Below are 14,017 nucleotides of genomic sequence, written 5' to 3'. Positions count from 1 at the left end.
TTGTTGTCTATTTTATTGATATAGAGCACATCTCTTGATTCTTTTTTAGTCAAATTTAGTTTTTATTACTAATGTAATTAAAAGGACTTAACCGATTAAGTCTGTGGGATAAGACATCCTAACTGAATTAAAATAAACAAGTACCCTATACATGGAGTCTACCAATGAATAAAGCTCTACTTACCAGCGCTATTGCTCTTGCGATTTCCTCCACCTCTGCTCTAGCCGCTGACCTTAAGTATGCACCAGGTGAAGATAGCCGCTTCAACTGGGATAGCTATGAAATGTTGAAGAAGACGGATTTGAAAGGCGAAACAATTACTGTGTTTGGCCCTTGGCTTGGTCCTGATAAAGCGTTAATCGAAAGTGTGATTGCTTACTTTGAAGAAGCGACAGGTGCTGATGTTCAGTATGCTGGTTCTGATTCATTTGAACAGCAAATCGCGATTGATGTGCAGGCAGGTAGTGCGCCTAACATCGCAATCTTCCCTCAACCTGGTCTTGCAGCAAACCTGGCAGCTAAAGGTTACCTGACTCCGCTGAGCAGTGACTGGAATGGCTGGATCAATGAAAACTACGCAGCGGGCTCTTCATGGGTAGATCTGGGTACATTTGCTGATGAAAAAGGTAAAGATCAGCTATATGGTTTCTTCTACAAAGTGGACCTGAAGTCTCTGGTTTGGTATGTGCCAGAAAACTTTGAAGATGCAGGCTACGAAGTGCCTGAAACAATGGAAGAGCTGAAAGCTCTGACGGAACAAATCGCTAAAGATGGCGAAACCCCATGGTGTGTTGGTCTAGGTAGTGGTGGTGCGACTGGTTGGCCTGCAACTGACTGGGTTGAGGACATGATGTTACGTACTCAGTCTCCTCAGGATTACGATAAGTGGGTTTCTAACGAACTTAAGTTTAACGACCCGAAAGTGAAAGCAGCGATTGATGAGTTTGGCTGGTTTATCAAAGACGAGTACGTTGAAGGTAGCCGCAGTACGGTAGCAGCAACAGACTTCCGTGACAGCCCTAAAGGCCTGTTCAGCTCTCCAGCTAAGTGTTACATGCACCGTATGGCTTCATTCATTCCTTCGTTCTTCCCAGAAGGTACTGTGCTAGGTGAAGATGCAGACTTCTTCTACTTCCCTGCGTATGAGTCTAAAGATCTGGGTAAACCAGTTCTTGGTGCGGGTACTATGTGGAGTATCACTAAGGATTCAGCAGCAGCTCGCGAGTTCATGAAGTTCCTACAGTCTCCAATTGCTCACGAAATTTGGATGGCTCAGTCTGGCTTCCTGACTCCGTTCAAGGGTGCAAACGTTGATGCTTACGCGAATGACACGTTGAAGAAACAAGGTCAAATCCTTCTTAACGCAACGACGTTCCGCTTCGACGGCTCTGACTTGATGCCAGGTAAGATTGGTGCAGGTGCATTCTGGACAGGTATGGTGAACTACGCTGATGGTGCTTCTTCGAAAGAAGTAACAGACCAGATCCAGAAGACCTGGGATGCTCTTAAATAACTAAAACTGTAAAACAGGCAAGGCTGGCGACTGCTGGCCTTGCTTTTATTCGCTACGCTTTATCTTACGTAAGTGTTTTGATGTGAGGTTAACATGGGACAACTCTATTCATCCCTTTTTATCGTGTTCCTCGGTGTCGCTGGTTGTGTTATCTACTTTTGGGGTAGTAACTGGGTTCTTAAGCTGATTTTCCCGTCTCATGGTGTATCCAATGAGCAGATGGCGAAAAATATCAGCCGGGCTGCAGCGATAAGACCATGGTTGTTTTTAGGTCCGGCTTTGACTTTCCTCGGACTCTATCTGATCTATCCGGTATTCGACTCATTCATCCTTTCTCTGCATGACAAAAACGGTATCGAGTTTGTCGGGTTGGATAACTATGTCTGGTTATTTAACGACAAAGAGTTTCAGGAATCCCTGTTTAACAACCTACTTTGGCTGATTGTAGTGCCTGCGGCTTCTACCTTCTTTGGATTAGTAATCGCAGCCATGACCGACAAGGTGAGCTGGGGCAATATCGCCAAGAGTCTGGTGTTTATGCCGATGGCAATTTCATTCATTGGTGCATCGATCATCTGGAAGTTCGTGTACGACTACCGTACAGAAGGTACAGAACAGATTGGTGTTTTGAACGCGTTGGTTGAGTATTTTGGTGGTACACCTGAAGCTTGGATTACCATTCCTTTCTGGAACAACTTCTTCCTTATGGTGATCCTGATTTGGATTCAGACCGGTTTTGCCATGGTGATTCTGTCTGCCGCACTTCGTGGTATCCCAGAAGAAACCGTCGAAGCAGCGGTACTGGATGGTGCAAACGGTATCCAGATTTTCTTTAAGATTCTTATCCCTCAAATTTGGGGAACCATAGCCGTGGTATGGACAACCATTACCATTACGGTTCTGAAAGTATTCGATATTGTACTTGCGATGACCAATGGTCAGTGGAATACGCAGGTGCTGGCTAACATGATGTTTGACTGGATGTTCCGCGGGGGCGGTGACTTTGGTCGCGGTGCTGCGATTGCAGTAATCATTATGGTGGCAGTTATTCCGGTTATGATCTGGAATATTCGTCAGGCAAACAAACAGATGGAGGGACGCTAAATGTCAGATGATGCTAAGTTTAGCTTTAGTAAAATGCGCCGTTCTCCATTGACGCTACTGGTGCATGCATCCGTATTATTAATCGTGATCATGTGGACCTTCCCAACGGCTGGTCTGTTGATTTCGTCTTTCCGTGATAAGTCACAGTTAGCGGTATCAGGCTGGTGGACAGCGTTATCTGCTTCTGAGCAGAACATCATTACCCGTACTGATCACCCCGACACTCAAATTAACAAGGATGGTGTCTATGTCCTTGAAGGTAAGATTGTTGATGATGTAGGTGCTGACGTAGATGTCATCCAGTTTGGCTGGTCTTCAAAAGCTCCGACAGAATTTACTCCCGGTGACACCGCGCCAATGAGAAAAGGCGGGACACTCACAGTTCAGGAAGACGGCAGTTACGTAATGACGTCGCCGGAGCCATTTAAAGGCTCTCGGGGTAAACGTATTTTCTACACCGCTGAAGTGCCTCCTAGATTTAGTCTGGATAACTATCGAGAGGTATTGACGGCTGAGGGTATTGGTCAGTCATTTGTTAACTCATTAACGGTAACGATACCAGCGACTATTATCCCGATATTGATAGCTGCGTTTGCGGCGTATGCACTTTCCTGGATGAGAATGCCGGGGCGTGGACTACTGATAGCCCTGGTGGTTGGTTTGCTCGTTGTGCCACTCCAAATGTCGTTGATTCCGTTGCTTCGTTTATACAACGATATTGGATCTTTCTTCGGTGTCGGTGCGAAGACTTATCTCGGAATATGGCTCGCGCACACTGGTTTCGGTTTGCCACTGGCGATCTATCTGTTGCGTAACTATATCTCCAACTTGCCGAAGGAGATCATTGAATCCGCTCAGGTGGATGGTGCAACGCATTTTGAAATTTTTGTACGCATCGTACTGCCGTTGTCGTTCCCTGCATTGGCTTCATTTGCCATCTTCCAGTTCCTGTGGGTATGGAATGACCTGTTGGTTGCAACGGTATTCCTTGGTGTTGGTGAGAACGAGATGGTACTGACTGCGCGTTTGAGAGAGCTGCTTGGCTCCCGTGGTGGTAACTGGGAAATCCTGACAGCATCGGCATTTGTTTCGATTGCGGTACCGCTAGGCGTGTTCTTTAGCCTGCAACGTTATCTGGTCCGTGGCCTGTTAGCTGGTTCGGTTAAATAGTGGATTAACAAGAGAAGAATTCAATGAAAGGTTTAAAGCTTACAAATATTAAAAAAGCCTACGGTGAAACTAAGGTAATCCACGGTGTCGATCTGGATATTGATATCGGTGAATTTATTGTCTTTGTTGGTCCATCAGGCTGTGGTAAATCAACACTGCTTCGTATGATTGCGGGTCTGGAAGATATCACCAGCGGTGATCTGGAAATCGAAGGTGTTCGCGTTAACGATATGCCTGCCGCAATGCGTGGTATCGCAATGGTATTCCAGACCTATGCGCTTTACCCGCATATGACGGTTTATGACAATATGGCGTTTGCTATGCGTATCGCTAAAGAGTCAAAGGAAAACATCGACAAGCGAGTCAGAGAAGCGGCAGCGATGTTGCAACTAGAACCGTATCTGGATCGCTTACCAAAAGCGCTCTCTGGTGGCCAGCGCCAGCGTGTGGCGATTGGTCGTGCGATTGTTCGTAATCCAAAAGTGTTCCTGTTTGATGAGCCATTGTCTAACCTTGATGCAGCACTTCGTGTTCAGACGCGTATTGAAATCGCTAACCTGAAAGAGAAGATGGACAAAACCACCATGATCTATGTAACACACGATCAGGTGGAAGCGATGACGCTTGCTGACCGCATTGTGGTGCTTTCAGCAGGTTATATTGAGCAGGTAGGTACACCGCTTGAGTTGTATACCAATCCAAGAAATATCTTTGTTGCGCGTTTTATTGGTTCACCTGCAATGAACATCATGGATGTGGATATCACAGAAGCGGGAGAGCAAGGCAATATCAAGTTTGAAAATGGTGTTGAATCATCATTCCCGTTTGCGGTTCCTGAGCAACTTAAGGGGACTAAAGGCAAGGCAGGCATCCGTCCGGAAGACTTCCTGATTGCAGAAGAGTCAGAAGCGTATTTATCAGGTAAAGTCTTGTTTGTTGAGTCTCTGGGCGAGGTAACGTTACTTCATATCGATGTTCCTCACCATGATGAAGCGATAGTAGCGAAGATCCCGGGTATTGTGGATCTTCACAAAGGTGAGATGGTCCACCTGAAGGCATCACCTGAGAAGTTGCATCTGTTTAATCAGGATGATATTTCAGTTAAGCATATGGACTAGCTAAGGCATTTATCACGAATCTGAGCCTCCAATCGCTGGGGGCTCTTTTATTTCCTATCCAGAAACTCTTTTGTTACTTCACAAACCCACTCAGGATCATCAATAGAGATATCGTGCCCGGCTGTCGGGTGCTTTTCTATTCTCAGGTTCCATGCCTCTGCGAGCCTGTAACTGCATTTAGGGGAAACCATTTTATCTTGTAGTGAGGTCATGACGAGTGTCGGTACTTTAGGTTGTTCAGTTATATGGAATCGCGCACTGGCAAGTAGCTGGTTGATCATAGTTTTACCTGACATGGGGCACTCCAGCCTCAATCGTCCCCACTCGTCTGCAAGTGTTTGATTGAAAGGGCGGTTAGAAAGCAGCTTAAGTGTTTCTGCTTCCTGACCGTAAGTGTCTGAAAATAGAGACTTCACAAAATTGCCGTAAGCTTGCCAGCGTAATCGCTCATACACCCTTCCAAACTCTCGGGTGCTGGTATTCATCAATATCACTTTATTGAGTTGTTCCGGATAACGTGCAGCCCAGTCAATGGCGATCATTCCTCCCATAGAGATTCCCAGAATGTTTATCTTCGAGTATTGAGGGTGTTTTCTGCTCAACTCTGTACGCAGATCTTCGGTCATTGCGGATATGGTGTTTGGAGAGACTTGCTGATGTCTGACACCCGTTCCGGCCAGAGAAAGCGTTAATATCGGTCTGTCGGGGAAGCGTGTTTGCATAAAGTCAGGAAACTTACCCCAATGACGCTCTTCGCGAAGGAGCCCTCGGATAAGCAGAATAGGATGTTTTTCTTCCATGCGATGACTCTCTATTTACACTTTTACTCTAATTTTTATAGCTCAGTTTGTGATGGCTTGTCAGAAAAAGGAGCAGGAGATCGTTTAAGTCGTGCCTAATTATTGTTTTGTCAGCTAAAGCTAAGCTAGGATATCAGTATCACATTTTTATTTCTGAGGAAGTATGGCAGATTCACGTTCATTTAAAGGGTCGGATGACAACAAGCTTACCGGATTGAATAAGCCCGTTCCTTATGGCAGGTATCTGTGGTATTTCCTGATCTCGATTACCCTTATCACTCTTACATACGTCTCAGTTGAAAGTTACGCTAAGTATACGGATAAAAGACGTGTCTACGGCCAGTGGACAGAGATTGGCGCTCCCTCTCATGCGACCGATATCTTCGTTCTTAGGGAAGATGGTGTAAGGATTGATAACCGCTTTGTTGCGACCAGCTTTGAGTTTGATGGTGCGACGGTTTCGTTCTATCAGAGCGACATGCTCTATGAGTATCAGGTTTTCGGGGACAACGACGAACGCCTGAGAAGAATCACCGGTGGTGGTCATGCGGCTTCATTTATCAAAGAAGGCTATGAACATACTGTGCCTAAAGACAAAGGTGTTGGCCCGGCCCGACGCGTTTCACTTGCTGAGCATTTTCAACAAAAATAAGCTGGCGATAGGCGATAGGCGATAGGCGATAGGCGATAGGCGATAGGCGATAGGCGATAGGTAATTTGGTATTAGTGGTAAATTTGATTACCTAGCGATACTCAGGTTAAGTTGTAGATCAAACGGCAGTGCAGAAAGCTTGTGAGTTATTGAGCGGCGAGTTTGCTCGATATCATCAACTGCGATGATGGCACTGGCATCAGTTTTTATATCCACATCGACTCTTAATTCGCGACCAATCTTGGTGACACCTGCCAGCGCAATTTTCTGACTCGCTTTGCGGTCTACCGCCTCTATCCCTTCGTTCACCTGATTGCGAATATCTTCATCCGGGCTCATCATTAACAGTTCGCGCAGTGCTTCTTTAAGCATGTCGAAAGGAACCTTTATGAAATAACCTGACATCAAACACATCATCAAAGGATCAGCGTAAACTGACAGGCTCGCCCAGGGTGTTAGGGTCACAAACCACGCGGTGACGAAGCCCAGAGTAACGGCAACACTCAATAACGTATCCATCTGCCACTGCTTAGCTTCCGCTTCGATCAATCCTGACGAGAAAGATTTACTCTTATTCGCTATGTACCACCAGGCGTAACCACAACCTAACACGTTCACAATGCCGAACAAGGTTGCGATTGAGACGTCAACATCTCGACCGCCATTGAACATAGCAATAATCGCTGAATGCAGAGAATAACCGACAACGCCCAATATAACCGTCGCTTTTATCGCGATGACGACGGGTTCTAAGATGGCCTTGCCAAAAGGGAAAATACTTTTTGAAGGCGTTTGAATGTACTTTGATACTGCCAGTGACAATAAAGTTAACAGTAAACTCACGGTAGAGTAGACGCCATCGAAGATGATGACCAGAGAGCCGACTAGTAAACCAAGGATGAGACCACCAATAGCAAACCCTGATGCTAAAAGGGCTGAAAAGGCTAACACTCGGTTTTCATTCTTACTGACTCTGGCACACATAAAATAATCCGGTAACAAACACAGAACCATTCTTTGATACTTGTGAGTGTTTTACAAACAATAGTTGATGTATTGAAATGGATTACATTTGTGTCTTATGAAAAATGTGTTCTTTTTCAATAGGGTAATAACAATATTGAGTGTCATATAAATTGACACTGAGTGAGTATTGATAATGTGTTCATTAAAAGTCGAACAGGTAATCGCTAAGCTTATCGTTTAACCACGTCATTCCAGGGTGTTCCACCATGCCTGCCGCACTGAACATACAGTAGTCCTCCTGAGTTAGTCCGTAAGTATGTTTGATCACGGCAATCTCTTCTTTTCTCAATAGGTGGCGGATTAATGGTTCGGGCATTACGCCCCAGGCATCTTCCTGCAAGATAGTGTTCAGCATATAGTCAAAACTGGAAAAGCCGATGTACTTATGTGAGAAGGGTTGTAGCTCTGGGTTATCTTTTTCGTTCAGGTAGGCCATTGACGCTTGCATTGCGTTACGCAAGGTTTCGTCTGACACTCTTCCGAGTTTTGCTAGCGGGCTTCCTGAGCGACATACTGACATCATGCGGATTTTGCCTAAAGGGTTGTAATTTATACGTGGATCATCGAGTCGTTCGTAGTCTACACCGAAAGCAAAATCGACCTGTTTTGTTTCCACCAGATTGGAGAGATCCCCACTTGAAGCCAGGACGATATTAAATGAAGTCGCGGGATACTTATTGTTCAGTTTGTGCGCCAAATCTTGCCAAAGTGAATCCGGCAACGAGTCATCACGTGCAATCCAAATCTCCGCGTTGAACTCTCCGGAGACATGGCTGCACGTCTGCTTAATTCTGTCTGCGGTCACCAACAGGCTCTCGCAGTCTTTGTATATGGCTTTTCCTGCTTCTGACAGAGAAACATTGTTGCCTGTTCGTACAAAGAGTTCGATATCCAGCTCTTTCTCCAAGGCTTTGATCGCCATACTGAGCTTTGTACGGTTGCATTCCAACTGTCTTGCTGCTTCTGATACCGAACCAAGATCGGCAACGGTACAAAAAGCTTCAATATGGGAGAGGTTCATAGTTCTACCTGAGAGAAGGTTACTTTTAGCTATGCTCAATATTGTGCATACCTTACACATTTAAGTCCAGACTGGCTAAGTCATAGCCAATTATGAGAAAAGTCGTGAGCTCTATTGCTAAATTAAGAGAATTTTTCGTGAAGCCAAGAGATATTTTGTTTAACATGGGCGCAGATAGGGATGTATGAACGGAGGCCGAATGGCACACGATTGGGATAAGTTTGCTACGGAATGGGAAAATGATAAATCAGTCCGTAACTATTCCGAGCTGGCATTTAAAGAGCTTGAGAAAATTATCAATCTGAAGGGCAAGCGAGTGTTTGACTTTGGATGTGGTACCGGTCTGTTAACCGAAGAAATTGCACCATTTGCGAAAGATGTTGTGGCTCTGGATGCATCCGAAGCGATGATTGAAGAGCTGGATAAAAAGCTATTAGAAAATGTAGAGCCTGTAGTTGATCACCTGAGTCGTGGTTTGGTTGCACAGCACCCTGCATTTCGTGGTCAGTTCGATTGTGTTGTTGCTTCATCGGTTTGTGGTTTCCTTGAAGATTTTGATACAGCGGCTCAGATCATTTATACACTTCTTGAGGAAGAAGGTGTGTTTGTTCATTGGGACTGGCTTGCTGAAGACGGGGAAGAGGGGCTGACAGAAGCTTCGGTTGAGCGTGTACTGGTAAATGCTGGTTTCGATACCGTTACCGTATCTGTCCCGTTCGAAGTTGATACCGAACAGGGACGAATGTCAGTTGTTATGGGAGTTGGTGAAAAGTAACAGACTAAGTAGTCTGAAATCGGCTAGCCTATTGTCTGAGACTTAAGAGATTTAAACTTCATACTCATACGGCGTTGTATAGGTAACAAACTCAAATCCATACTTTTCCACAATTGGACGACTCATATCGGAGGCATCAATAATTAAGTATTTGATGCCTCTTTTTTTGGCTTCTAACACTCTGGCCGCCAACAGGTCAGTGTAATGGCCTTTTCCTCGATACTCCTCCAGAGTCGAACCGCCCCAAAGACCTGCAAATGGGCTGTTGCCATTAAAGGTGATTCGGGCTGATGAGACGGTTTTGCCATCTGCATAAGCGTTATAAATGGAAACAGAGTCAGGATCTTCAGTGAACTGATTTATCAGTGCCTGTTCCTGATGCGTGAAATCACCGCCCCAAACCTTTGGGTGGATACTCATTGTGTCTTTGATCTGCTCAACAGAAGTGACTTTAGTACATGCTGGCTGGTGGTTTGCAAAACGGTGGTAGTGCTTTTCGATATCAAACACCATGAAAGACTCTTTTTCTCCGGCGACAAAGCCTAATTGAACAAGCCTTTCACCCATGTCTGACGGATAATCTGTGTCGTAAACTTTCCACTCAAAACTTTTGTCGAGATTGGTAAAGAAGTCTATTTCTTGCTTTATTCGAGTATCCGCCTGAGCAGCATTAAGACAAAAATAGTTGATGTAACTACCATGCTTGCCCGGAGAAACAATTTTAACAACCTGCTCATCCTGAAATTTTTGACAGCCAGGTACATTTTCTCCGATACGTTCGAATTGATTGTACTCTTCAATTATCTTTTGGATATCCAATGTTCCCTCATTCTCTTTATAGATTTAAACAGAGTAGCGGAAACTATAACAGATTGGAGCGTTTGTGTGTCTGGGAAGGTATGTTTTGAGTGATTAAGAATGGAGTGATAAATAACAGCTGGCTATTCTTTTGAGTTTTCCCTGATCGGGAAGTAATCCAGCTTGTATAAGGAAGACAGTTTATATCTAGTTTGATAAAACCCTATCCATGTGAGTGCTTAAATGACAGTTGATTCATTCAAATCCAGATGGAGTCACATATGGGTTTCAGAAAACGTTCGAGTTTTACGCTACCCACTGAAGGCTTAGCAGTAGAACGATAGTTGCTGTTACAGCGTACATAGAGAACATAGCAGCAAGATCAGCTAGTGTTTCTTTTAGTGGTGTTTTTACAACTTCTTTAGTTTCAGTTACTTCTACTTGAGATGCTAGGATTGAGCTCATTTTATTACCTCTTTTTGACGGTTGTTTTTAAATCTTGGTCACAATTATTGCCGTAATTGTGACCAATGTCAATGTTTATGTGGTAATAAAATTACAAAAATGAAAATAATATTACATTAGATTTATTAAACGATGATAACTTATTGTTTAAAAACCGGTTGTAACTATTTCTTCGGTTTGTTTTCCAAGCGAACCCACTTGAGTTGCCCATTGGTTTCAAAGCTATTTGCTTTACCGCAGATAATATACTGCTCGCCTATTCTTAACACAGCCCCTTCGGAGTAGGCTTTATCCTCGTAATAACAAACTCGTTTTCCAATATCGTTACCACCGAGTACGATAGCTTTTTCCGGTGTTGAGTAGGATTTAGCGGTAGCAACCAAAGGAAGTGCTAACAAAAGGGCGATATATTTAGTCATATTGACCTACCTTTCCACTTGTTTTCTTAGATCTAAAGTGTCCATTTTTAATAAAGTAATCGATCTGCTTGAGGGCCCGTGAGCTAAACAAAATACTGGTGTGGCTGTTTTTTGTTTCTATATGATCCGCCATGCCTTCGATTTTTGTCTCATCAACAGTGACAGTACCGTCACAACTGTCATTTCCTATCAGGATTGGCCTGATTCCGGCTGAGACATTTCCGGTTATACACCCTAGTAGCTGCGGGAAATCCCACTTGTCTTCATGAAGCTCTAGTCCATGATCGACAGAATTTCCTAACATGGCACCCAGTCCAAGCCCCTGTATCTTCTCTGCAATGGATGCTCCCTTGATAGGAGAAGCGAGAACAATCGCATGGGATATTTTTTCAACCGATGGTTTTCGAGATGCCAGATAGCGTTTGATCATAATGCCACCAAGGCTATGGCCCAGAAGTACGTTCTCTGAATCCTCGAGGGCGTCATCAATATCCTGAAACAAGATATCTTCATTGATAGATAACGTGTTGTAACTAATGATTTGTGTCTCGTAACCAAGGGTCTGTAGCTTTTTACTTAGTGGAAGCATGACGACACCGTGCATATACAAACCATGTAAAATTACAATCTTCATGCTACTCCTCCCTACAACGTCATTATTAAATTATTATATTTGTAAATCAGGTTGGTACAATTGCCAACGACCAAATTGTGGTACGAATGCAACATATCTGAACAAACAAAAAATGGCCTCAGAAGAGGCCACAACATATTTAATGCTTAACACTCAGGCGTCAGATTAACTCCCAAGGGCCAGCAGGATTTCCGGGAGCATCGCCCTGGGTCCAGTGTTTTGCTCGATAGGTCTTTCCTTCATAGACGACCTGGTCACCACCTTGATAAGCTTTCGAAGCATTCCAGCCAGTACCGGATTCTTTAGCCCAAACATCTGCGACTCCGGGTTCTTCTCCCTCGGTCCACCATTTGGCCGTGTACTCTACACCATTATGAACAACGGTTGTTCCTGTCTTATACGGTGTTGCAGCATCCCAGACAGGATAGGCAGATCCTGCTTTCACATTCACCGTGACAGTAGCTTTTGAGGTGAGATTGCCATCAGACACCGTCACCGTTAATGGTATTTGGGTATCGGTATCAACGACAGGGGCGGTAAATTCGATGTCTGCCCCTGTTGCTGTCGGTGTAACTGTGCCTTGCGAAGCAGTATAGATAAGAGAGTCACCATCAGCGTCAGAAGCGGTTACGGCAATAACAACGTTTTGACCGCTTTGCGCATCGACACTTCCCGGAGCTGTGATAGTTGGGGCTGTGTTGGTAATCGTACCATCACCTTTCACATTGATGGTGACATCAGAAGACACCGATTTGCGACCATCAGACACTGAAACCTTCACAATATCGACCTGATCCTTACCCACTGTTGGTGCAGTATAGGTAACCAAAGCCGTTCCGTCGCCATTGTCGCTGATTTGTGCGTTTATCACGCTGAACGAGAGCGCATCCCCGTCTGCATCCGTTGCAGAAACTGCGAATGTAATAGTTTGCCCTGCGTTGGCAGTTTGCATCCCGGGAACCGTTAACACTGGTGCTGCATTTGGAACCGTATTAGCGTTGAATACGCGGTCCATCTCTTCAGCTAAAGGCGAGCTCAGATTCGTACACTGACTAAGTTTAGAACCATATTTAATGAAAGTACCTTCACACTTAATATCACCGTGTACCTGCCATACGATTACGCCACCGAGATTATAATCTGAAATATATTGCGCCTTTTTACCTATCGATTCGACATCGTCATAGCTTAGAAAGAATTTCCCGTTGACCATGTAAGGCACCTCGGCATTCACATCCCAGCCTTTTATCCAGCCACTCTGTTTTTGCAGAATATAATTGTAGCTCGGTTGCCCTTCAAAGTTAGACCAGTTAGTTAAGTCCACCGATGAGTTTGTGGGACCGTCAACCGCAAAATTAACCATGCGTTTTTCCGTCGGGGCCCCGACATAAGCAAGTGCCTCGGTAGTTTGAACACCGCGACCATAGAAGGCAGCACCAAAGTTAATTTTTTCTGAAGGTATCCCTTTTGCATCCATCCAGATTCGAAGATCATCAAGAGTTAGGTTCGGGTATTCTTCTTCAGGATAAGGATATAGAGGTGCGTTATGACCAGTGATATTTGACCAACCACCGTTCAGGTCGTAGGTCATCATGTTGAAGTAATCCATTGATGCGACAAGGCGAGGCCAGTTATAACCTTCCAGCTTCGCAGGTGATGCAGAAAAAGCCGCAGTCAGCAGTCGGTCGGGCCCTATTTTAGCCCGAATATCTTCCATCAGTTGTTCGAAGTTTGCGTAGTCTTCAGGACTGCCTGCGAAGTTCATCCCGCCAGTACCCGGATATTCCCAGTCGATATCGATACCATCAAACCCCAACGCCAGTAATTTATCGATATCTTCAAGGAACCTCTGTTTTTTAACCGGATCGGCTGCCATTTCCGGGAAATGTTTCGACATTGACCAGCCACCGAGCGAAGCCATCACTTTTACACCATTTTGGTGAGCCAGATCGATTAATCCCGGAGCGCCACCTTCTTTGGGTAAAGGGATGGGCATCTGACCTGTAACGCCCGATGGTTCATGCTTCCAGCCATTGCCGAACTTTACAAAACCAGCCGCTTCAACTTGCTGGCGTTTTTCTGCTTCCCAGGCTCCGGTTCCGGGAAACTCGTGCACATACTCAAGCTCTCCCCAAAGAATATGGAAGTCCCAGCTTGAATAGACATCAGGATGAAGTAGGGGGCCAGGCTCCTGAACCGCATCTGGTTGATATATTGATTTGTTGCGTAAATCCCCTGAGTGAAGCGAGCCATCTTTGGCAACACCAAAGAACGAGAAATTGAGAATGGAGTAGATATCCATATTGACGTTCAGATGTGTAGCTTCACCTTTTACAGTGAAGCCATCGGCTGAACCTTTCCATGCTTCCCATTGTGTGAGATAGCCAATAACTTGTTTGTCATGAGTCGGAGCGGCTTGTGCAGTAAAAGCCAGTCCTGCGGTCATGCTAGTTGTGATCGCTAAGGCGAGGGTATTCCTTTTTAATGTATTAGATTTCATTATCTTCTCCGGATAGTAAAT

Annotated in this window: 14 protein-coding genes; 6 read left to right on the top strand and 8 right to left on the bottom strand. The window is 44.8% G+C overall.

What is annotated here, in order from left to right; translation table 11 throughout:
- Positions 1-164 precede the first annotated feature (164 nt).
- The 4 genes from SNR28_RS07770 (at position 165) to SNR28_RS07755 (ending at position 4,906) form a co-directional block, all read left to right on the top strand.
- Entirely contained in the window at positions 165-1,514 is a 1,350-nt protein-coding gene (locus SNR28_RS07770) for an ABC transporter substrate-binding protein (protein ID WP_375748640.1), read from the top strand.
- 93 nt (positions 1,515-1,607) lie between these two features.
- Positions 1,608-2,618 (top strand): carbohydrate ABC transporter permease, encoded by a 1,011-nt coding sequence (locus SNR28_RS07765; RefSeq protein ID WP_375748639.1) that lies wholly within the window; start codon positions 1,608-1,610, stop codon positions 2,616-2,618.
- Positions 2,619-3,788 carry a carbohydrate ABC transporter permease gene (locus tag SNR28_RS07760; RefSeq protein WP_375748638.1) on the top strand — a complete coding sequence of 390 codons (1,170 nt, stop codon included), beginning with the start codon at positions 2,619-2,621 and terminating at the stop codon, positions 3,786-3,788.
- Between the two features lie 23 nt (positions 3,789-3,811).
- Entirely contained in the window at positions 3,812-4,906 is a 1,095-nt protein-coding gene (locus tag SNR28_RS07755; RefSeq protein WP_375748637.1) for an ABC transporter ATP-binding protein, read from the top strand.
- 47 nt (positions 4,907-4,953) lie between these two features.
- Here the strand turns inward: SNR28_RS07755 and SNR28_RS07750 are convergent, their stop codons facing one another.
- A complete protein-coding gene (locus SNR28_RS07750; RefSeq protein ID WP_375748636.1) occupies positions 4,954-5,706 on the bottom strand; it encodes an alpha/beta fold hydrolase in 753 nt (250 codons plus the stop codon).
- Between the two features lie 163 nt (positions 5,707-5,869).
- Between SNR28_RS07750 and SNR28_RS07745 the strand changes: the two genes are divergently transcribed.
- Positions 5,870-6,358, top strand: coding sequence for a DUF2850 domain-containing protein (locus SNR28_RS07745; RefSeq protein ID WP_375748635.1), 489 nt, complete (start codon positions 5,870-5,872; stop codon positions 6,356-6,358).
- A gap of 87 nt (positions 6,359-6,445) precedes the next feature.
- Here SNR28_RS07745 and SNR28_RS07740 read toward each other — a convergent pair whose 3' ends face one another.
- Together SNR28_RS07740 and SNR28_RS07735 are read right to left on the bottom strand one after the other, a co-directional pair.
- A complete protein-coding gene (locus tag SNR28_RS07740) occupies positions 6,446-7,342 on the bottom strand; it encodes a cation transporter (protein ID WP_375748634.1) in 897 nt (298 codons plus the stop codon).
- Positions 7,343-7,526: 184 nt separating this feature from the next.
- Entirely contained in the window at positions 7,527-8,405 is an 879-nt protein-coding gene (locus SNR28_RS07735) for a LysR family transcriptional regulator (RefSeq protein ID WP_375748633.1), read from the bottom strand.
- A 199-nt stretch (positions 8,406-8,604) separates the two neighbouring features.
- Here SNR28_RS07735 and SNR28_RS07730 point away from each other — a divergent pair, with 199 nt between their 5' ends.
- Positions 8,605-9,180 (top strand): class I SAM-dependent DNA methyltransferase, encoded by a 576-nt coding sequence (locus SNR28_RS07730; RefSeq protein WP_375748632.1) that lies wholly within the window; start codon positions 8,605-8,607, stop codon positions 9,178-9,180.
- 51 nt (positions 9,181-9,231) lie between these two features.
- Here SNR28_RS07730 and SNR28_RS07725 read toward each other — a convergent pair whose 3' ends face one another.
- From SNR28_RS07725 to SNR28_RS07705, 5 genes are all read right to left on the bottom strand, one after another.
- Positions 9,232-9,999, bottom strand: a complete 768-nt coding sequence (locus tag SNR28_RS07725) for a GNAT family N-acetyltransferase (RefSeq protein ID WP_375748631.1) — start codon at positions 9,997-9,999, stop codon at positions 9,232-9,234.
- Positions 10,000-10,284: 285 nt separating this feature from the next.
- Positions 10,285-10,443 carry a hypothetical protein gene (locus SNR28_RS07720; RefSeq protein WP_375748630.1) on the bottom strand — a complete coding sequence of 53 codons (159 nt, stop codon included), beginning with the start codon at positions 10,441-10,443 and terminating at the stop codon, positions 10,285-10,287.
- Positions 10,444-10,607: 164 nt separating this feature from the next.
- Positions 10,608-10,862, bottom strand: a complete 255-nt coding sequence (locus SNR28_RS07715) for a DUF1496 domain-containing protein (RefSeq protein ID WP_375748629.1) — start codon at positions 10,860-10,862, stop codon at positions 10,608-10,610.
- Positions 10,855-11,496, bottom strand: a complete 642-nt coding sequence (locus tag SNR28_RS07710) for an esterase/lipase family protein (protein WP_375748628.1) — start codon at positions 11,494-11,496, stop codon at positions 10,855-10,857. The genes SNR28_RS07715 and SNR28_RS07710 overlap by 8 nt, the downstream gene beginning before the upstream one ends.
- Positions 11,497-11,656: 160 nt before the next feature.
- Complete coding sequence (locus SNR28_RS07705; protein WP_375748627.1) at positions 11,657-13,996, bottom strand: glycosyl hydrolase family 18 protein; 2,340 nt, start codon at positions 13,994-13,996, stop codon at positions 11,657-11,659.
- Between the last annotated feature and the right edge of the window lie 21 nt (positions 13,997-14,017).

The organism is Vibrio iocasae (assembly GCF_042245395.1).
GTDB classification, from domain to species: Bacteria; Pseudomonadota; Gammaproteobacteria; order Enterobacterales; family Vibrionaceae; genus Vibrio; species Vibrio iocasae.
This window is presented reverse-complemented; position numbering and strand designations above follow the sequence as displayed.

Coding starts and splice junctions, on each gene's coding strand:
- SNR28_RS07755 (WP_375748637.1), top strand. CDS start 3,812: ATGAAAGGTTTAAAGCTTACAAATATTAAAAAAGCCTACGGTGAAACT.
- SNR28_RS07760 (WP_375748638.1), top strand. CDS start 2,619: ATGTCAGATGATGCTAAGTTTAGCTTTAGTAAAATGCGCCGTTCTCCA.
- SNR28_RS07765 (WP_375748639.1), top strand. CDS start 1,608: ATGGGACAACTCTATTCATCCCTTTTTATCGTGTTCCTCGGTGTCGCT.
- SNR28_RS07710 (WP_375748628.1), bottom strand. CDS start 11,496: ATGAAGATTGTAATTTTACATGGTTTGTATATGCACGGTGTCGTCATG.
- SNR28_RS07715 (WP_375748629.1), bottom strand. CDS start 10,862: ATGACTAAATATATCGCCCTTTTGTTAGCACTTCCTTTGGTTGCTACC.
- SNR28_RS07770 (WP_375748640.1), top strand. CDS start 165: ATGAATAAAGCTCTACTTACCAGCGCTATTGCTCTTGCGATTTCCTCC.
- SNR28_RS07750 (WP_375748636.1), bottom strand. CDS start 5,706: ATGGAAGAAAAACATCCTATTCTGCTTATCCGAGGGCTCCTTCGCGAA.
- SNR28_RS07720 (WP_375748630.1), bottom strand. CDS start 10,443: ATGAGCTCAATCCTAGCATCTCAAGTAGAAGTAACTGAAACTAAAGAA.
- SNR28_RS07745 (WP_375748635.1), top strand. CDS start 5,870: ATGGCAGATTCACGTTCATTTAAAGGGTCGGATGACAACAAGCTTACC.
- SNR28_RS07740 (WP_375748634.1), bottom strand. CDS start 7,342: ATGTGTGCCAGAGTCAGTAAGAATGAAAACCGAGTGTTAGCCTTTTCA.
- SNR28_RS07705 (WP_375748627.1), bottom strand. CDS start 13,996: ATGAAATCTAATACATTAAAAAGGAATACCCTCGCCTTAGCGATCACA.
- SNR28_RS07735 (WP_375748633.1), bottom strand. CDS start 8,405: ATGAACCTCTCCCATATTGAAGCTTTTTGTACCGTTGCCGATCTTGGT.
- SNR28_RS07730 (WP_375748632.1), top strand. CDS start 8,605: ATGGCACACGATTGGGATAAGTTTGCTACGGAATGGGAAAATGATAAA.